Genomic DNA, 17934 nt, shown 5'->3' on the forward strand with positions numbered 1-17934 from the left:
AAATTGCGTATTGAAACGCCATTCGAAAATGACCTGGTACTTTTTATGTAGTCAACCTTTGTAATCCTATTCAACTCCTGTTGCGTCGCACACTTGTACGTTCCCTTCTATGCGCAGCAAACAGCCTTTCCTGCGCATATAAGCCCAACACCCTTGGAAAGATATTTGTAATCTCTACACCGGCCGGGTGCCGCCTGTAATGCCGCATCCTGCCGATCATTCCCAATCATACAAATCACTGGTTCATGCTCATACCCATTGGCGATGACAACCGCGACCGCCGCCTCACTCCTTTTGTCAACTACATTTTACTGGCACTCAACATCCTGGTGTTTGTGTACTGGCAGGAGCTTGGCCGCAACATTGGCTTTACCTATGCTTTCTCCACCGTGCCCGGCGAAATCCTCACCGGCACCGACATCGTCACCGATTCTAAAATATTTACCGATCCTTACACCGGCCAGCAGCTCGAAATGCCCGGATTGCAATACACCCCGGTGCCGGTTTACCTCACGCTGTTTACCTCCATGTTCATGCACGGAGGCGTGGCCCACCTGGCGGGCAATATGATGTATCTCTGGATTTTCGGCGATAATCTCGAAAATGTAATGGGCCACCGCAACTACCTTATTTTTTACCTCCTGTGCGGTGTGCTGGCAGGGCTGGCGCATGTGTTTACTACTGCATTCCTGGGCCACAACCCGCTCATACCCAGCCTTGGTGCATCAGGTGCTATTTCGGGTGTGCTTGCCGGTTATATGCTCTTGTTTCCGCGGCGCGGCGTGCATGTGTGGATGTTGTTTACCATCATTACCGTACCTGCATTTATTTCGGTGGGCATCTGGTTCGTGTTTCAAATCATCAACGGGCTGGGCGCACTGGGCGGCGATGAAGCAGCAGGCGGCGTAGCTTATGCAGCCCACATCGGTGGCTTTATTGCCGGCTTGCTGCTGGTGCGGCGTTTTGTAAAAAAACAACGCGTCATTGTAACCGACCGACAGGAGTATTACCGGTAGAAGAGTTCAGTTTCTGAAGTTCACGGCTTCACAAGTTCACAGGTCTTTTCAAACCAACTTGTGAACCCGTGAACTCGTGAACCCACCAAACTAAAGCCCTAATATTTACCGCCGCACTACCTGCACCAAACCGGCGCCGTGGTACGAGTGAATAGCGCCATCGTACAAAGCCTCACCGCTCACCGGTCCCTGCTTAAACTGTCCCGGCGATACGGCCCTCACGGCATAATAATAGGTTTGTTTGGGCCGCGCTGCATCCACAAAAAAGTGGATCCGGTCGTCCCGCACATCCATTGCCGTTGGCTCCGCAGCATCTTTGATCCAATCCATACCCGGGATGTCCTTGGTGCGTGGATTTTCTATTTCAAAACCTGCAGGCAGCAGGTCGGTGAGCACCATGTTTTCAATGGTGCCGTTGTAGGCCTTTTCTAAACTAACACCCACAATCACCAGGTCGTTTTGCGTAAATGTATTGCCCGACAGCGGCCGCCCGTTGCGGTCGAAATATTGCCGGCGCACTTTTATAAAATTATCTTCCTCCTTGTAGGAACCACTGGCGCTGATGCCCTGTGCACGCCACCAGTAATACAGCCTTCCCGAACCTTTGGCAACAATTTCCACTGCACCGTTTTGCAAAGCAGTGCCCCCACCCCGCCAGTCGGCGCCATCAATTTTGGCCACCACTTTGCCGCTGCTGCGCACCTCCGCCGTAGCGGTCGATCGTGCCGCCGTGCGGGCTATTTTACCCAATGCTAAAAAAGCAAAAGCACGTTCCTGCGTATTGAGGTAAGGTTCTGTTTTTAAGCGCTGCGTTAGGTTACGTGCCATTTGCGGCACCTGCGCATTGCCGGGATCCACCTGCAGCAATGAATTCAGCGCAAGGCCTTCATCGCGGGTAGCGCTATACAGCGAGCCGCCGGTTTGCTGCACCGATTCCTCTCCACTAAACGATTTGGGTAAAAGCGCGGCAAAGGATTTTTTATCGCCGCCCACCGCATAAGCTGCAGACAAAAGGTAACGCCCATCCAGCGCCAGCATTTGCGGGTTGGCTTTGTAATAATTCATGGTAGAAACCGGTGTGCGGCCCGCCAGCGATAGTACATACAAGCTATACGGAACCTCCTTCGGTGCAATTTTTCGGTTCTGGTCGCGGTTGTAATAATAAGTAATGGTTTGCCTTGCTTTCAACCGCTCGGTGAGGTAACCTAGCATTGTCTCCAGCAGGCTGTTGTCCACATCAAAACCGGCCTTGCGTGCTTCCAGTAAAAAATGCGCAGCATAGGCTGTTGTCCACCAATGTTCGGGAGCACCGCCGCTTGTAACCACGCCATCCTGCGTATCCCAAAGCGTTAATGCGCCATTGTACAATTGCCGCATTTTAATTTTCCGGATCGCTTCCAGCACATTGGCAGCCGCGTTTACCCTGCGCTGATTGTTGGTTTGCACCAACTCCGAAAAATCTGCGTAGTACAACTGCGGAAATGCAGCCGAAATGGTTTGCTCGGTGCAGCCGTATGGGTATTGCACTAGGTATTGCAACTGGTCCGCAAGCTCCGCCACCGGCGACCGACTTACGACCAATTCGTACTGCGCACTGCCGGCCATAAAATCAGTTAGAGGCATCGTTATCTTTTGCGTGTTGCCACCCACAACCGATCCGCTGCCGGTGACTTGTTGCAGCGTTGAAGGCGGACGTACGGACAGTTCTGTTTCTTCGGTAAATGTTTCGCCCATGGCTTTTACCTGCACCGCCACTTTTGCTACATTAATGGTATTGGCCGCCGCTAACCTAAACTGCACTTGTGCCTCGCCGTTAGGTTGCAGCACTATTTCCTGGCTATTGCCACCAACAATCTGCACAGGCCCGCTCACCGATAGTGCTGCACTACCATTTGCAGCCTTGCCGGTAGTATTGGAAACGGTTACCGGCACCAGCACGGTATCGCCGGGACTTAAAAACCGCGGCAGCGCACTGCTCAATACTACAGGATCGGCAATGGTGGTGGCGCTTTCGGCTGCGCCAAACTGGCCACCTTTTACTGCAACGGCCATCAGCCTTATTTGCCCGCTAAACTGCGGCACATCAAACTGGAAACGGGCTTCGCCACTGCCGTTTGCTTTTTGCAAGCCACTCCAATACGACATGATCTTAAACCGCCGTGCAGGCATGGGATTTACCCGTTTTTCCATACCAATATTGCCATCGCCGCCGGTGCTGCTGAGCCGTGCACGCAACTCTGGAAAAAGAAGCGGATATAGGTCGTACGCAGATACGCCTAATGCTCTTTTTTGATAATAGTGATCGTAAGGATCGGGTGTTTTAAAACCACTTACCTGCAGCACGCCATTGTCCACCGCTGCCAGCGATACCATGCTGCCCGGAGCAGCTTTTACCACCACCGTTTGCTTTGTTTTGGAGCGGGATGATTTAGGTGCATTGATGCTCACAGCCAGCCGCCGATCTTTACCATTAACCGGCACATTTTTAAAACCATGCGCTACAGTTAATGGTATGCCCGAAACCTCGTGGGGCTTGAACAAAGTGGCCGTAACATACACATTGGGAACAGCAGATTCTTTCAGGTCAATATCAAGCGAAGCGCTGCGGCCCGATACCGAAAGGTATTGATACGACTGCACGCCATCGCGTTCGGTAGTAACCAGCATGCGGCCGCTGAACGGTGTTTTAAACAACACCTTTGCCTTTTCGCCCATGTTATAAGTTTCTTTGTCCAGGCTGATGTCGATCTGCCCTTCGGTGCTTACTTCAAACGAACTATTATCAGCGCCCCAGGAGCCATAGCTGTAAAACTTTTTGCTCACATAAGCCGCAGCGCCGGGCCGGTAAATGCGCAGCTCATAATCGCCGGGCGAACGCGGAATAAACTGAAACGCCGTAGCGTTGCCGATGGTCAATTCCTTTTCCACCATCAGCTTGTCTTCGGGCCGAGAATCGTACCGGAAATATGATCCGCTCTTGGTCAGCACTGTGCGGTATTCGCGTTTAATTACCTGCAATTTTGCCACTGCATTTACAGCCGTACCTGCTGTATTTACTGAAGCCAATTTGAATGCCACCGGCGCATTTTGCGCATAGTAGCTATAGCCATCATCCTGAATGCCATGAAACACATCTTGGGTGTAAATGGGCGCCGCCACATGCCGGCTTACGGGCCTTCCTGTTTCATCAAAAACAGTGGCAAAAAAACGTGCTTCCAGCAAGCCGGTATTGCGATACAAGGCGGGCACTTCAAACGAGATGGCAGCATTGCCCGCAGCATCAGTATTGCCTTCTTTTAATTGTTTATCGAAAAAAGATCGTTGATTGGCGAGTGTAAAATCGTAGTCCGGAAATGCCTTTGCTGCAAACTTTTTCTGCACTACCTGTATCTCTGTTTCATAAGCACGGTTAGCTGCCGGCGGACCAAAAAAATTCACCGCGTTGATAGCAAGTGTAGTCGCATCGCCGGGCTTTAACGAAGGTTGGTTCAATCGTGCACTAACCTTAATACGATCAGGCACAAACTCTTCCACCATAAAGTTTTTCGAAGCCAATAAAACATCGGTAGCGCTGTATATTTCCAATAAGTAAGAGCCTGTAATGGCTGCAGTAGAAACATCCACACTGCCTTCCACAGCGCCTTCATCGTTCAGGCTTTTGCGAAAGGATTTCAGCTCTTTTCCATTAGGCATCAACACCTTCATTTTAACCGGAATAGCGCCCGGGCTTTTCCATTCCCTATCGCGCAGCACCACGGCAAAATCAATCTTTTCGCCGGGCCGGTAAATGTCCCTCGGCGCATAAACAAATGCATCCAAACCGGCAGCATTCATCCGCTTGCCGCCCACTTCAAACCGCGATGTATTGACTGCAGTATTATTAAACGGCAGGTAGTTAAAATCATCTGCTGTTTTGGCTACCACCATCGCTGCCCGGTAGCCGGCAAAATCTTTTTGCGGCAGCGGCATTTCGGCTACGCCATCGCTGTTGGTAGCGCCAGTGGCCAGCAACTGGTTGTTTGCACCATACACATTGATGGTAACGCCTTCAATGCTTTGCGCGGTTTTTATGGAGTTGGCAAACACCAGCATTTTATCGCCGCCTTGTTTTGCAATCAAACCGAGGTCGGAAAAGGAAACAAAGCGGCTGTCGCTGATCCAGTATTCTTCGGTGGAGCGCACCATTACATGATAGATGCCTTTCACATCAGGCAATCGGTCTTCAAAATCTTTCAGGTTGAGCAGCTTTCCATTGCCGGAGTTGGGCAAGGTTCGGGTGTCAATTATTTTGTTGAATAAAATATCACCGGCTGTAGGGTCAATATAAGCATCCTGCATGGAAACATACTCCGCTTCATCATCGCCACCGGCTTGCGGGTAGTATCCATTGCGTTCAGCATTCAACAAATTGTTTTCATAAATTTTGGAAATGATCAGCCGCACTTTGGGTGTGTTGGTAATGCGCACTTCAATATTGCCGCTGCCACGTTTCGATAAATACACAGCCTTTGCCGACGAAAAACGAATGGTGCTTTCCAGCGCACCAAAAGCCACGCTGCCATCGTATGCTTCGCGCAGCACACCACCAACGGTGCCGCGCAGTCCCTTGGCCACCGTAAGCGCATAGCTTTCTTCCGCATCAAATTGTGCGCTGCGCAATACCAGCCCAAAATCATCCCACTCGGTGGTAAATGCAACAGCAGGTTCAAAGCGAATCAGGTCTTTAAAATTAGCCTGCACCAGTTGCTGGCTGGTGCGGATGCGCACCACACCTTCAGTGCCGTCGTGGCTGGCAATAACGTTGTTTATTTTTAGCGTCAGCGGCGATGGAATAAATGCCGATGCGGTTGCATCTTCCGCAGTTGCCGTGCTGCCCTTAACCGGCTTGGCACCTTTGCGTAAAGCCACTTCCACTTCCATATCGCGATCCGCCGGCTGAACGCCGTTCAACCGCAACACAATCACATCAGAAGGCGCCAGGGTTTGCAATGTAAACGGCACCGCTGTACCATTACTCTTTACGGCCAGTTTATCTTTTACTTCTTCGCCATTTACTGCATAATTAAAATGCAGGCTGAGTTGCGGCACGGCCACCTGCGATCCTTCGGCTTGCAACACCCAGGACGCCTGCACTTCGTGCAATTGTAAGGGTGCAGTGTAAAACGAAATTTTGTCTGCATCCTTTACGCGATCATATTCCGAAAAGCGGAGCACTTCATCGCGGATGCTGGCTTTGTAAGCCGTTGCGGGCAACAGCGGCTCTGATGGCGAAAACACCAGCTCATCGCGGCTTTCCCAGCGGAAGCGCCCCTTTATTTTTGGTTCAAAAGAAATGTATGCAGCCGAGTCCCACTCGTTAAGCAACGAATCGGCCATCACGGGTTCGCTGAACCGAAAACGCAGATTGGTGAGCTGCGCCACTTCGCCTTTTGCGTTGGTGCTGTCCAGCGAAACATAACTGCGGTTGCAGGAAATAATGAAGACGGCGAGGAGCAGGAAAAAGGGCGTGAATAATTTGGTACGCATAAAATTTGCGTTAGGGATGAATGGGTGCAAAAGGTAATTAAAAGAATGCAATGGTAACGGCTGGCGCAACAAAGCCGGCGGGCAATGATACTGCCACATTATTAACTTAGTATGAACAACCAACGGGCTATACAAACTTCGTTATTGTAAAAAAAGAGCGGATATTAGTCTTATCAATCCCACTAAGGAGGCAGACTTGATGAATGCATTTGTGCCGGATAAATTGTTGCAGAAAATTACAGCCGCAAAGGGCTGGTTGTACGTTAAAAGATTGGTAATTGCGTTGCTGGCCTTACCACTGCTTTTTCTATTGCTGCACCTGATTTTTCCGCTACGCGATGCTGTTGCTTATTCCACCATTATTACCGACGAACGGGGCCAGGTGTTGCATGCATACCTCACGCCGGACCAGAAATGGCGCATGAAAACGGAGCTGTCCGAAATTTCGCCGCTCCTGCAAAAAGCCATCGTTGCCAAAGAAGACCGCTACTTTTTTCATCATCCCGGCGTCAACCCATTTGCCGTTGGCCGTGCATTGGTCAACAATATTTCTAAAGGGCGCCGCACATCCGGTGCATCCACCATTACCATGCAGGTAGCGCGGCTGCTGCACCCGCAAAAGCGCACCGCTGGTGCAAAGGTTGTAGAAGCATTTAGGGCATTGCAACTGGAATGGAAATACAGTAAAAAAGAAATTTTACAACTATACCTCAACCTGGTGCCGTACGGTGGCAACATCGAAGGTGTGAAGTCGGCGGCATGGCTGTATTTTCAAAAATCACCGGAGCATCTTTCGCTGGCCGAGATCGTTGCGCTTTCCATTATTCCCAACCGGCCATCATCGCTTGTGGTGGGCAAAAACAACGACGCCATTATTGAAGGCCGCAACATGTGGCTGCAGCGGCTGGCGGCTACAAATGTTTTTACCACACAAGAAATTGAAGATGCGCTTGCCGAGCCACTGCTGGCAACAAGGCACAGCGTGCCGCGGCATATTCCGCACCTGGCTTACAAATTATCCAAGGCAAGCAGCGACAACAATATCAAAAGTTTTATCTGGCTCAACACGCAATTGAAAATTGAAAAGCTAGTGGCCGATTATGTGCGGTCATTGCGGCTGCACAACATCCACAATGCATCGGTTGTGGTGATCGACAACCAAAGCCACAAAGTGGTTTCCTATGTTGGCTCGGCCGACTTTTACGACACCACAGATGGCGGACAGGTAAACGGCGCCGCCGCGGTGCGCCAACCGGGCAGCACGCTGAAGCCGCTGGTGTATGGGCTATGCATGGACGAAGGTTTGCTTACGCCCAAACAGATATTGTACGATGTGCCGATTGTGTATGATGGCTATGCACCCGAAAATTACGACCGGCAGTACAGCGGACCGGTAACGGTGGAGTATGCATTGGCACACTCGCTGAACATACCTGCGGTACGCAGCCTAAAGCAGTTGGGCAAGGATAAGATTGTGGGCAAACTTTCCGCAATCCAGTTCAAGCAAATCAGGAAGGATGAAAGCAAACTGGGGCTGTCGCTGATACTGGGTGGCTGCGGCACCACGCTGGAGGAACTGACCGGTCTTTTTTCGGCATTTGCCAACGGCGGCACATTTGTAGCACCGCACTATGCGCAAACAGATGAACGGCCGCTGCAAGTGCCGGTGCTTTCCTCCTCGGCTGCATTTTTTATCAACAATATGCTGTCCAAAGCCGACCGCCCGGATTTTCCCATCAACTGGCAGGCTACCGAGCATATGCCGCGCATTGCATGGAAAACCGGAACCTCGTATGGCCGCCGCGATGCCTGGAGCATTGGCTACAATAAACGCTTTACCGTGGGTGTGTGGGTGGGCAATTTTTCGGGGCTGGGCGTGCCCGATCTAAGCGGTGCTGAAACTGCCACGCCGCTCTTATTCAAGATTTTTAATTCAATTGATTACAACAGCAGCGAAAGCTGGTTTGCCCCACCCGAAGGCACCGAGCAGCGCCAGGTGTGCACACAAAGCGGGTTGCCACCTTCGGCCTATTGCACCGAAAAAACGTTGGATTATTTTATACCGCTGGTTTCGGCTACGCATACCTGTGAGCATGCAGTGGAAATAAAAATTGACCCGGAAGAACGCATTTCTTATTGTTCGCAATGCGCTCCGCAAAGCGGCTACCGCAAAAAATTGTACCCGCATATTTTACCGGAAATGCAAGCTTACTTTGCAGCCAAGGGCACTGTTTACGAACAGGTGCCGCCGCACAACCCGGCCTGCGAAAAAATCTTTCAAACTGGCGGGCCGCAAATCATTTCCCCGCAAAATGCAACAGAGTATTTTGTAAGCAAAACCAACCCTGAGCCCATACAACTAAGCGCACAGGCCGGTAATGATGTAAGCAAACTGTACTGGTATGTAAACGACCAGTTTTACAAAGCCACGGGCGCCAATGAAAAGCCCTTCTACCTACCGGCAGAAGGGCCCTTAAAAATTTCCTGCACCGACGATAAAGGCCGGAACCGGAACGTATCTATTATAGTGAAGTATGTTGATTTTTAAAGCTCCAGGCTTTTCTGTCTTTTCTGACTTTTCCTACTGCACCCTCCGCACATTACCGGCACCCATGATCTTTTGGTTTACGGTACCACCACCTTTGTACGAAACATCGCCGGCGCCTTTTATTTCAACAGAAAGTTCTTTCGAAGCAAACACTTCGGCGTTGCCGCTGCCGGCAATATCTACATTGGCGGTTTCGCTCAGCAACTCAAACGCATGCACATCGCCGCTGCCACGGATGCCAGCATCAAACTTGCGGGTAGTGCCCTGGATGCGTGCCGAGCCGCTGCCCGAAATTTCGGTGCTTACTTGGGGCGCATCAACGGCCAGCTGGATGTCGCCGCTGCCGCGAATCTCCAGTTCCAGTCCTTTGCCACCTTTTACCATACCGGTAGAGCGGATATCGCCGCTGCCCGAAACGCCGATGCGTTCAAACATGGGCGCCGTTGCATATACTTTGATGCCGCCTTTGGAGCGCAGGTTATATCCATCACGGGAGCCCACTTCCACAGTGCCGCCGTTGTTGTCCACTTCAATAAATTCCATCAGGTTTTCGTCGGCTTCAATGCGCAAAATATGCTCGGTGCCCGGGCTGATGATCACATCAATGCCGCCCCGCACTTCTACACCATCGAACGAGCCGATGGAGCGGGTTTGGCTGGTGCGGTTGCCATTGCCCTCCACCCGTTTGCCGCCCATAAACCGGCAGGATGTCATTAACAATAAAGAACAAAGTGCTACAAGCAGGGCAGTTGGTTTCATGTATGTCTATTTTGGTATTACGACGCTAAATATACAGAACTGGTTACAGAGAAGTCCGAAGACAGAAGACGGAAGTCGGAAGAAAGTTGAGAGTTGGGGGTTGGCAGTCTGGAGTTCAGAGTTTGGAGTTCAAAGCCGGGAGTTTGCTGCGGCCGGGCTAGGCAATAAGGTTGTACCTTAAAAAATTTCTTCGGTCTTCGGTCTTCGGTCTTCGGTCTTCGGTCTTCGGTCTTCGGTCTTCGGTCTTCGGTCTTCGGTCTTCGGTCTTCGGTCTTCGGTCTTCGGTCTTCGGTCTTTCCCCCGCATAACTTACCTTAGCGGCCTCTTATGACGGAAAAAATCATCATCCTCGATTTTGGCTCGCAATACACCCAGCTCATTGCCCGTGCGGTGCGTGAAGCCAACGTATACTGCGAAATTCTGCCCTTTTCTAAAGCGGGTCCGCAAAACGATCCATCCATCAAAGGCGTGATCCTTTCGGGTTCGCCTTTTTCGGTGAACGACGAAGCGGCCCCGCTGGTAGATGTAAAAGCCCTCGCCGCCAACACACCGGTTCTGGGCATTTGCTACGGCGCACAGCTTACCGCCAAGCAATTTGGCGGCTCGGTAGAGCGGAGCGCCAAACGCGAATACGGCCGCGCATTTCTGCACCTGCAAAGCGAAGAACTGCTGCTCAACGGCATTACGCCTTCATCGCAGGTTTGGATGAGCCACGGCGATTCCATTTTGCAAATGCCGCCCAATTTCCGACTGCTGGCCACTACCGATTCCATCCCGGTGGCAGCTTTTAAAAGCGAGGATACGGCCCTGAAGCCGCTTTATGGCCTGCAGTTTCACCCCGAGGTATACCATTCCATTGAAGGCAAAAAAATACTGAGCAACTTTTTGGTAAATGTGTGCGGCTGCAGCCAGGCCTGGACGCCGGCGCATTTTGTAACTGAAACCGTTGCCGCGCTGAAAGAGCAGATCGGCGATAAAAAAGTGATCATGGCGCTGAGCGGCGGTGTGGACAGCACCGTGGCCGCCACGCTGATTCACCGCGCTATTGGCCCAAACCTCCACGGCATTTTTGTAGACAATGGCGTGCTGCGCAAAAACGAATTTTACCAGGTTCTGGAAATTTATAAGCAACTGGGCCTCAACGTTACCGGCATCGATGCCAAACAGCGTTTTTACGATGCGCTGGCCGGCAAAACCGATCCGGAGGAAAAACGTAAGGCCATTGGCAAATTGTTTATTGATGTGTTTCAGGAAGCAGCCACCGCCGAAGACCGTGATGCATCGTTCCTGGGGCAGGGCACCATTTACCCCGACGTAATTGAATCGGTGTCGGTGCACGGCCCTTCGGTTACCATCAAATCGCACCACAACGTAGGCGGCCTGCCCGAAAAAATGCACCTGAAGCTGGTGGAGCCGCTGCGCTACTTGTTTAAAGACGAGGTGCGCCGCGTGGGCAAGGAACTGGGCATCCCCGACGACTTGCTCAACCGCCATCCGTTTCCCGGTCCTGGCCTGGCCATCCGCATCTTGGGCGAGATCACACCGGAAAAAGTGGCCTTGCTGCAAGATGCCGATGATATTTATGTAAAAGCGCTGAAAAGCCACAACCTGTACAGCACCGTGTGGCAGGCAGGTACCATATTATTGCCGGTAAAAAGTGTGGGCGTAATGGGCGACGAACGTACTTACGAGTTTACAGTGGCCTTGCGTGCCGTTACCTCGGTAGATGGCATGACCGCCGATTGGGCACACCTCCCCTACGATTTCCTGGCGCATGTGTCGAACGAGATCATCAACTCGGTGCGGGGCATCAACCGGGTGGTGTACGATATTTCCTCGAAGCCGCCCGCTACGATTGAATGGGAGTAAGGAATTAAGAATATCGAACAGACGAACAAGGAACAGACGAACAGATGAAGTTGGGAAGGAATAATGCACAAGGAACAAGGAATGCTAAATGATAAAGAGGAATGATGGATGATAAATAATGTTTTATGAATTTGTGAGTAACACTAATAATTAATAATTCATAATCAATAATCCCTCGACCCCTACTTCGACATTCCTTGTTCATCTGTTCGACATTCTTATTAAACTCTTCCTAAATACCTTTCTGCTAACCATTAGGGTGCTTAATTTGCTGAAGCAAAGTCAGCAGTAAGCAAACCGCTGCCTAAAATTGAACACCATGAAAAAAGGAATTTATCTCATTGCGGGACTCCTGTTGCTGGCCCATACCTCGGGGCTGGCGCAGAACATGAAGCGGCACAAGATTGCCCTTTTTGCCCCGCTTTACCTCGATTCTGTGTTCAACGGCGCCAACTACCGCTACGGCAAAGAGTTTCCCAAATTCCTTAATCCCGGCCTCGAGTTTTACCAGGGTGCCCAAATGGCGCTGGATTCGTTGCAAAAAATGGGGGCGCCGCTGGAAGTGTTTGTGTACGATACCCGCTCCAAAAGAAGCGGTGTTAGCGACATCATCAGTAACCCGGCCATGAACGATGTGGAACTGATCATTGCCAACGCCAGCAATGCCGAGGTACGCCAGCTGGCCGAAGCGGCGCTGCGCAAAAAAGTGCCCCTCATTTCGGCCACGCTCCCCAACGACGCCGGCGTGAACAACAACCCTTATTTCGTAATCCTCAACTCTACGCTGCGGGCCCACTGCGAAGGCATTTACCGCTACCTCCAAACCTACCACAGCCGCGATAAAATTGTGTTGTTCCGGAAAAATGGTGCGCAGGAAAACCAGTTGCGTGATTATTTCAACGACATCGGCCAAAGCACCATCGACAAACGCCTCGCTATTGAAACGCTGGATGTAACCAACGGCTTTAACAGCAGTTCTTTTACCGCCCGCCTCGACAGCACCCGCCGCACCGTGGTTATTGCCGGCAGCCTCGACCAAAATTTTGGCGAAGACCTGGCTTCGGAGCTGGCCTCCATCGGCAACAAATACCCCATTACCCTGATGGGTATGCCCACTTGGGAAAACATCCGGGCTTTTAGCCGGTCGGAGTTCAGGCCGCTGGAAATTATTTACAGCACGCCTTTTTACATCAACCGCAGCGAACGGCTGGCGGCCCATATCGGTAATGTGTTTGAAGATAGAATTGAGGGGCGCCCCACCGACCTGTTTTTCCGCGGCTACGAAACCATGCTGCGCTTTGCGCAATTACTGCTTGAAACCAAGACCGACGTGGCTTCTAACCTGTCGCGCAAAGGCAACTATGTGTTCACGCAATATGATATCCAGCCGGTCTTTACCAATAAGCAAAGCATGACGCTGGATTATTTTGAAAACAAAAAACTCTACTTTGTCCGGCGCATCAATGGTGCGATGGACGTGGTGCGAAACGCGTTTTAAACACCAGCATTTTTATTGGTAAAAAAATATTCAGGGCAACCCAAAAGGTTGCCTCCTTTTTTGCCGAACGCACCGCGGCATTGTTTGTTATTAAAGGGATGCACAAACAACATTTACCCACCAAAATATGCCCTGTTTGCAACAGGCCATTTCAATGGCGCAAGAAATGGCAGAAAGTTTGGGATGAGGTTATCTATTGCAGCGAACGATGCCGGAGGAATAGGAAGAAAGTTTAAAGTTGATAGTTGGTAGTTGACAGATAAAACTAAAGGCAATGCTATCATCCATTAGCTTCCTGCTATCTGCTATCAACTATCAACTACCAACTATCAACGCAAAAAATGCCCACCATGCCCCTGATCGAATTTACTGACCATGGATTTTACTGCCGCGCCGGCGATTTTTTTATCGATCCGTGGCGGCCGGTATCCAAGGCACTTATTACCCATGGACATAGCGATCATGCCCGCTGGGGTAGCAAATCTTATTTGTGCCACACCGATACCAAACCGATTTTAGAAACACGGCTGGGACCGGGCCATTACGAAACAGTTGGCTATAATGAGCCGGTCAGCATCAACGGCGTGAACATTTCCCTGCATCCAGCAGCGCATATCATTGGCTCTTCGCAAATACGCCTTGAACATAAGGGCGAAGTGTGGGTAGTGAGCGGCGATTATAAATTGGAAAACGATGGAATGAGCGGCGAGTTTGAGCCGGTGAAATGCCACAACTTTATCTCGGAATGCACTTTTGGCTTGCCCATTTATCAATGGAAACCGCAGGCACAGATTTTTTCCGATATACAGCAATGGGTATTGAAAAATAAAGCCGCAGGTAAATCATCGCTCTTGTTTGCTTACAGCCTGGGCAAAGCGCAGCGCCTGCTCCCCTGCCTTGCCGAAGTGACCGACCGCATACTGGTGCATGGCGCAGTTTACAATGTGCACATGGCGCTGGTCAATGCCGGCATCAAGCTGCCCGAGGTGCACCGCGTTACGCCGGACACACCGAAAGAATGGCTGAAAGGCGCAGTGGTCATTGCACCTTCATCGGCCGAAGGCACGCCATGGATGCGCCGGTTTGCGCCGCTGGCTACAGGTGTGTGCAGCGGTTGGATGGCTGTGCGGGGCGCCATGCGCAGGCGCAATGCAGATGCAGGTTTTCCGCTCAGCGATCATGCCGACTGGGATGGGCTGCTAAAGGCTATCAAAGCTACAGAGGCAGAATGCGTGTATGTAACGCATGGTTTTACGGCTGCATTTGGCCGTTACCTCAACGAGCACGGTTTTATTGCCAAAGAAGTAAAAACCGAATACGGCGACGACGAAACCGAAGAAAAGTCAACTGATGTTTTAGAAAAAATAGAAGATTGATTTTTGAAACACAAAGCCGCTAAGGCACTAAGGTTCACTAAGAGATCCCGTTGTGCTACTTCGTGACCTTTGTGTCTTTGTGGTTCAAAACTCAAACAAAAAACTAAACTCAATTCATGCGTCATTTTGCTGCACTGGTTGCCAAATTGGGAACGACTACAAAAACCAACGAAAAGCTGGATGCACTGGTGCAGTATTTTTCGGTTGCGGATGACCGTGATAAGGTTTGGGTGATTGCCATCTTCAGTGGCCGCAGGCCGCGGCGTGCCGTTAACTCCACGCAACTTGCCACCTACTGTGTAGAGTTGGCGAAGCTGCCCTTCTGGATGTTCGATGAATGCTGGCACACCGTAGGCGACCTTGCTGAAACCATTGCGCTACTGCTGCCCGAAAACCAAGCGGCGTACAATGAACGACGCGACGACGAGCGGCCGCTATACTACTACATCGAACAACTCAAGCGCATTGAAAAAGAAGAAGAGCCGGTACGGAAAAAATTCATCCTGGAAAGCTGGGCGGAACTAAACCGCAGCGAACGATTTGTATTTAATAAACTCATTACGGGCTCATTCCGCATCGGGGTGTCTCAAAAAGCGATGGTAAATGCACTCGCCAAAGCTACCGGCGCCGAAGCATCGGTTATTGCCCACCGCATTTCGGGAAATTGGGATCCGGGCACCATCACCTTCGACGAACTGACCGGCGAGGAAGCACATGCCACCGATCTTTCCAAGCCTTATCCTTTTTACTTGGCTTATGCGTTAGAAGATGAACCAGCAAGTTTGGGCAACCCCGAAGATTGGCAGGTGGAGTGGAAATGGGATGGCATCCGCGGCCTCATCATCAAGCGGCAGGGAGAATTGTTTGTATGGAGCCGCGGCGAGGAATTGATGACGGAAAAATTTCCGGAGTATCATTCGCTGCAATACTTATTGCCCGACGGCATTGCGCTGGATGGCGAAATCATCAGCCTGCCGCCTGCAGAAGCGGGCGCAACTACATTCCGAAGGCCGCTGCCTTTTTCTTCCCTACAAACCCGCATTGGGCGCAAAAATGTAACTAAAAAACAATTGCAGGAAGCACCGGCAGGATTCATCGTGTACGACCTCTTAGAATACGAAGGTGAAGACTGGCGCAGCCACCCACTGAGCGAACGGCGCTCAAAACTTGAAGCATTGATGGCACAATGGAACTACACCGCATTGGAGCTTTCGCCGGTGGTCCGTTTCGAGGATTGGGAGGAGTTAAAAACCCTGCGCGAACAGTCACGTGAAATGAATGCTGAGGGCTTTATGATCAAGAAGCGGAGCTCCATTTACCAGGTGGGCCGCAAACGCGGTGATTGGTGGAAATGGAAGATCGACCCGTTGACCATTGATGCCGTGATGATCTATGCACAAAAAGGCGCAGGCCGCCGCAGTGGTCTGTACACCGATTATACTTTTGCCGTTTGGGATGGCGATAAATTGGTTCCGTTCACTAAGGCTTACTCGGGTTTGACGGATAAAGAATTTGCACAGGTAGATGCATTTGTAAAACGTAATTCGCTGGAAAAATTTGGCCCGGTGCGTACCGTAAAACCGGAGCTGGTATTTGAACTGGCTTTTGAAGGCATTGCAGCATCCAACCGGCACAAAAGCGGCGTGGCACTGCGTTTTCCCAGGATGCTCCGTTGGCGGAAGGACAAGACCGTACAAGAGATCAATACGTTAGAAGATTTAAAGCGGATGTTGGAAGTGTATGGGAAATGAGTTTCATCGCTAGGAATGAGCACTTGAAATTTTCAGCTTTTGTTCAGGCTTTGTGGCTGCAAACTTGTGGGCCTAACAGCACGGTTTACCTTTCGTAACCGTTCGATACAACATTTACCCCATTTTCCTGTTATTTAGCAGTGATGCACAAGGCAACAATTTTCTCGGTACTGCTGTTTGGCCTGCTGGCGTTGGCCGCGGGCATGTTGAACAAAGCCGTGCCTGAACCCGTTCCCATTCCCGCTTCGCCGCAACGATTTGGCGATGCACAAAAAGGCTATGAGTACCTCGTTACCGGCGACTATGTAAAAAGCGGCATTCCACACGGCGTGTTTGGCCTGGCGCCCAAGGAGCCCATTTACCTGCAACGCGAAGGCCGCAATAAAAAACTGCCGCATGGTTTTACCGCCATCACCGCACTCAACGGCGAGCCGCTGGTGGCACCCAATTGCCTGCAATGTCATGCGCAGCCGTTTGAAGGACAATTGGTTATGGGCTTGGGCAACACCTTTATCGATTTTACCAGCGGGCAGCAGCTGGGTGCCAAAAGCATTGGCCTGTTGGAAAAAGTTTTAAAAACAACATCGCCCAGATCGTACGAAGCGGCCGAGCCTTTTTTAACCGTTACCAAAACATTGGCGCCCAATCTGCAGGCCGATGTGCGGGGTGTGAACCTGGCCGGTCGGCTCACTTATTTACTCCTATCCCACCGCGACCCCACCACTTTAAAATGGAGCAACGAATCGCGGGTGCCCGTGCCCAACGATGTAGTAGTGCCTACCGATACGCCGCCCTGGTGGCTGCTCAAGAAAAAGAACGCCATGTTTTACAACGGCTTTGGCCGCGGCGATTTTGGCCGGTTCCTGATGGCTTCCAACCTGCTCACCGTTAGCGATACCTCGGAGGCTGCGGGTGTGGACAAGCACATGCCCGATGTGCTCTCTTACCTGCATTCGCTGGAGCCGCCCAAATATCCAAAAGAGATTGACCAGGAACTGGCGGCTGTGGGCAAACCCATTTTTGAAAAAAAATGTGGCACCTGCCACGGCAGTTATGGCGACAATGAAAAATATCCCAACCTGCTTATTCCGCAGGCCATTATCGGCACCGATTCGTTCCTCTTCAAAAGCAATTATTCTGCCCCGCAGTTTATCGAATGGTTCAATAACAGCTGGTTTACCACCGGCGATCATCCGGCCCGGCTCGAGCCTTTTGCGGGTTATATAGCGCCGCCGCTTGATGGTATTTGGATCACTGCGCCGTACCTGCACAACGGTTCCGTGCCTACGCTGGAAGCGTTGTTGAACAGCAAGCTGCGTCCCAAGTATTGGTCGCGCAATTTTGAAAAACCCGAATACGATTATGAAGGCTTGGGCTGGAAACATGAGTCCCACGACGCCCCTAAAAACAAGGCATACAATACCACGCTGCCGGGTTATGGCAACTACGGCCACACCTTTGGCGACCGGCTCACCGATGCCGAACGCAAAGCGGTGTTGGAGTATTTAAAGACCATTTGATATTTTGTTTCAAGCTGCAGCAACATTAATAGTCACCTGTTGCGTCGCACTCTTGTGCGTTCAGTTCTATA

The 17934-nt window shown here is 51.1% G+C and carries 10 protein-coding genes; 8 read left to right on the forward strand and 2 right to left on the reverse strand.

Annotation, left to right across the window (positions count from 1 at the left end):
• Positions 1 to 245: 245 nt before the first annotated feature.
• Complete coding sequence (locus EPD17_RS18080) at positions 246 to 1016, forward strand: rhomboid family intramembrane serine protease (RefSeq protein ID WP_132055907.1); 771 nt, start codon at positions 246 to 248, stop codon at positions 1014 to 1016.
• A 105-nt stretch (positions 1017 to 1121) separates the two neighbouring features.
• Here the strand turns inward: EPD17_RS18080 and EPD17_RS18085 are convergent, their stop codons facing one another.
• Positions 1122 to 6542 (reverse strand): alpha-2-macroglobulin family protein, encoded by a 5421-nt coding sequence (locus tag EPD17_RS18085; protein WP_165929658.1) that lies wholly within the window; start codon positions 6540 to 6542, stop codon positions 1122 to 1124.
• 199 nt (positions 6543 to 6741) lie between these two features.
• On the opposite strand from EPD17_RS18085, the gene pbpC reads away from it, so the two are divergent.
• Positions 6742 to 9090: a penicillin-binding protein 1C gene (gene pbpC, locus EPD17_RS18090; RefSeq protein WP_132055909.1), complete on the forward strand. Its 2349-nt coding sequence runs from the start codon at positions 6742 to 6744 to the stop codon at positions 9088 to 9090.
• A 33-nt stretch (positions 9091 to 9123) separates the two neighbouring features.
• Here pbpC and EPD17_RS18095 read toward each other — a convergent pair whose 3' ends face one another.
• Complete coding sequence (locus EPD17_RS18095) at positions 9124 to 9849, reverse strand: head GIN domain-containing protein (RefSeq protein WP_132055910.1); 726 nt, start codon at positions 9847 to 9849, stop codon at positions 9124 to 9126.
• Positions 9850 to 10176: 327 nt separating this feature from the next.
• Here EPD17_RS18095 and guaA point away from each other — a divergent pair, with 327 nt between their 5' ends.
• The 6 genes from guaA (at position 10177) to EPD17_RS18125 (ending at position 17863) form a co-directional block, all read left to right on the forward strand.
• Positions 10177 to 11718 carry a glutamine-hydrolyzing GMP synthase gene (gene guaA, locus EPD17_RS18100; RefSeq protein ID WP_132055911.1) on the forward strand — a complete coding sequence of 514 codons (1542 nt, stop codon included), beginning with the start codon at positions 10177 to 10179 and terminating at the stop codon, positions 11716 to 11718.
• 319 nt (positions 11719 to 12037) lie between these two features.
• Complete coding sequence (locus tag EPD17_RS18105) at positions 12038 to 13216, forward strand: ABC transporter substrate-binding protein (protein WP_132055912.1); 1179 nt, start codon at positions 12038 to 12040, stop codon at positions 13214 to 13216.
• A gap of 98 nt (positions 13217 to 13314) precedes the next feature.
• Positions 13315 to 13452 carry a DUF2256 domain-containing protein gene (locus EPD17_RS20430; protein ID WP_114235483.1) on the forward strand — a complete coding sequence of 46 codons (138 nt, stop codon included), beginning with the start codon at positions 13315 to 13317 and terminating at the stop codon, positions 13450 to 13452.
• 114 nt (positions 13453 to 13566) lie between these two features.
• On the forward strand, positions 13567 to 14592 hold the full coding sequence (locus EPD17_RS18115; RefSeq protein ID WP_132055913.1) for a ligase-associated DNA damage response exonuclease: 1026 nt from the start codon (positions 13567 to 13569) through the stop codon (positions 14590 to 14592).
• Positions 14593 to 14708: 116 nt separating this feature from the next.
• Positions 14709 to 16343 (forward strand): ATP-dependent DNA ligase, encoded by a 1635-nt coding sequence (locus EPD17_RS18120; RefSeq protein ID WP_132055914.1) that lies wholly within the window; start codon positions 14709 to 14711, stop codon positions 16341 to 16343.
• A 143-nt stretch (positions 16344 to 16486) separates the two neighbouring features.
• On the forward strand, positions 16487 to 17863 hold the full coding sequence (locus EPD17_RS18125; protein WP_132055915.1) for a c-type cytochrome: 1377 nt from the start codon (positions 16487 to 16489) through the stop codon (positions 17861 to 17863).
• The last annotated feature ends 71 nt before the right edge of the window (positions 17864 to 17934 follow it).

This window comes from Pseudocnuella soli, from assembly GCF_004347775.1.
Classification (GTDB): domain Bacteria; phylum Bacteroidota; class Bacteroidia; order Chitinophagales; family Chitinophagaceae; genus Flavisolibacter; species Flavisolibacter aquaticus.

Coding starts and splice junctions, on each gene's coding strand:
- EPD17_RS18080 (WP_132055907.1), top strand. CDS start 246: ATGCTCATACCCATTGGCGATGACAACCGCGACCGCCGCCTCACTCCT.
- EPD17_RS18085 (WP_165929658.1), bottom strand. CDS start 6,542: ATGCGTACCAAATTATTCACGCCCTTTTTCCTGCTCCTCGCCGTCTTC.
- pbpC (WP_132055909.1), top strand. CDS start 6,742: ATGAATGCATTTGTGCCGGATAAATTGTTGCAGAAAATTACAGCCGCA.
- EPD17_RS18095 (WP_132055910.1), bottom strand. CDS start 9,849: ATGAAACCAACTGCCCTGCTTGTAGCACTTTGTTCTTTATTGTTAATG.
- guaA (WP_132055911.1), top strand. CDS start 10,177: ATGACGGAAAAAATCATCATCCTCGATTTTGGCTCGCAATACACCCAG.
- EPD17_RS18105 (WP_132055912.1), top strand. CDS start 12,038: ATGAAAAAAGGAATTTATCTCATTGCGGGACTCCTGTTGCTGGCCCAT.
- EPD17_RS20430 (WP_114235483.1), top strand. CDS start 13,315: ATGCACAAACAACATTTACCCACCAAAATATGCCCTGTTTGCAACAGG.
- EPD17_RS18115 (WP_132055913.1), top strand. CDS start 13,567: ATGCCCCTGATCGAATTTACTGACCATGGATTTTACTGCCGCGCCGGC.
- EPD17_RS18120 (WP_132055914.1), top strand. CDS start 14,709: ATGCGTCATTTTGCTGCACTGGTTGCCAAATTGGGAACGACTACAAAA.
- EPD17_RS18125 (WP_132055915.1), top strand. CDS start 16,487: ATGCACAAGGCAACAATTTTCTCGGTACTGCTGTTTGGCCTGCTGGCG.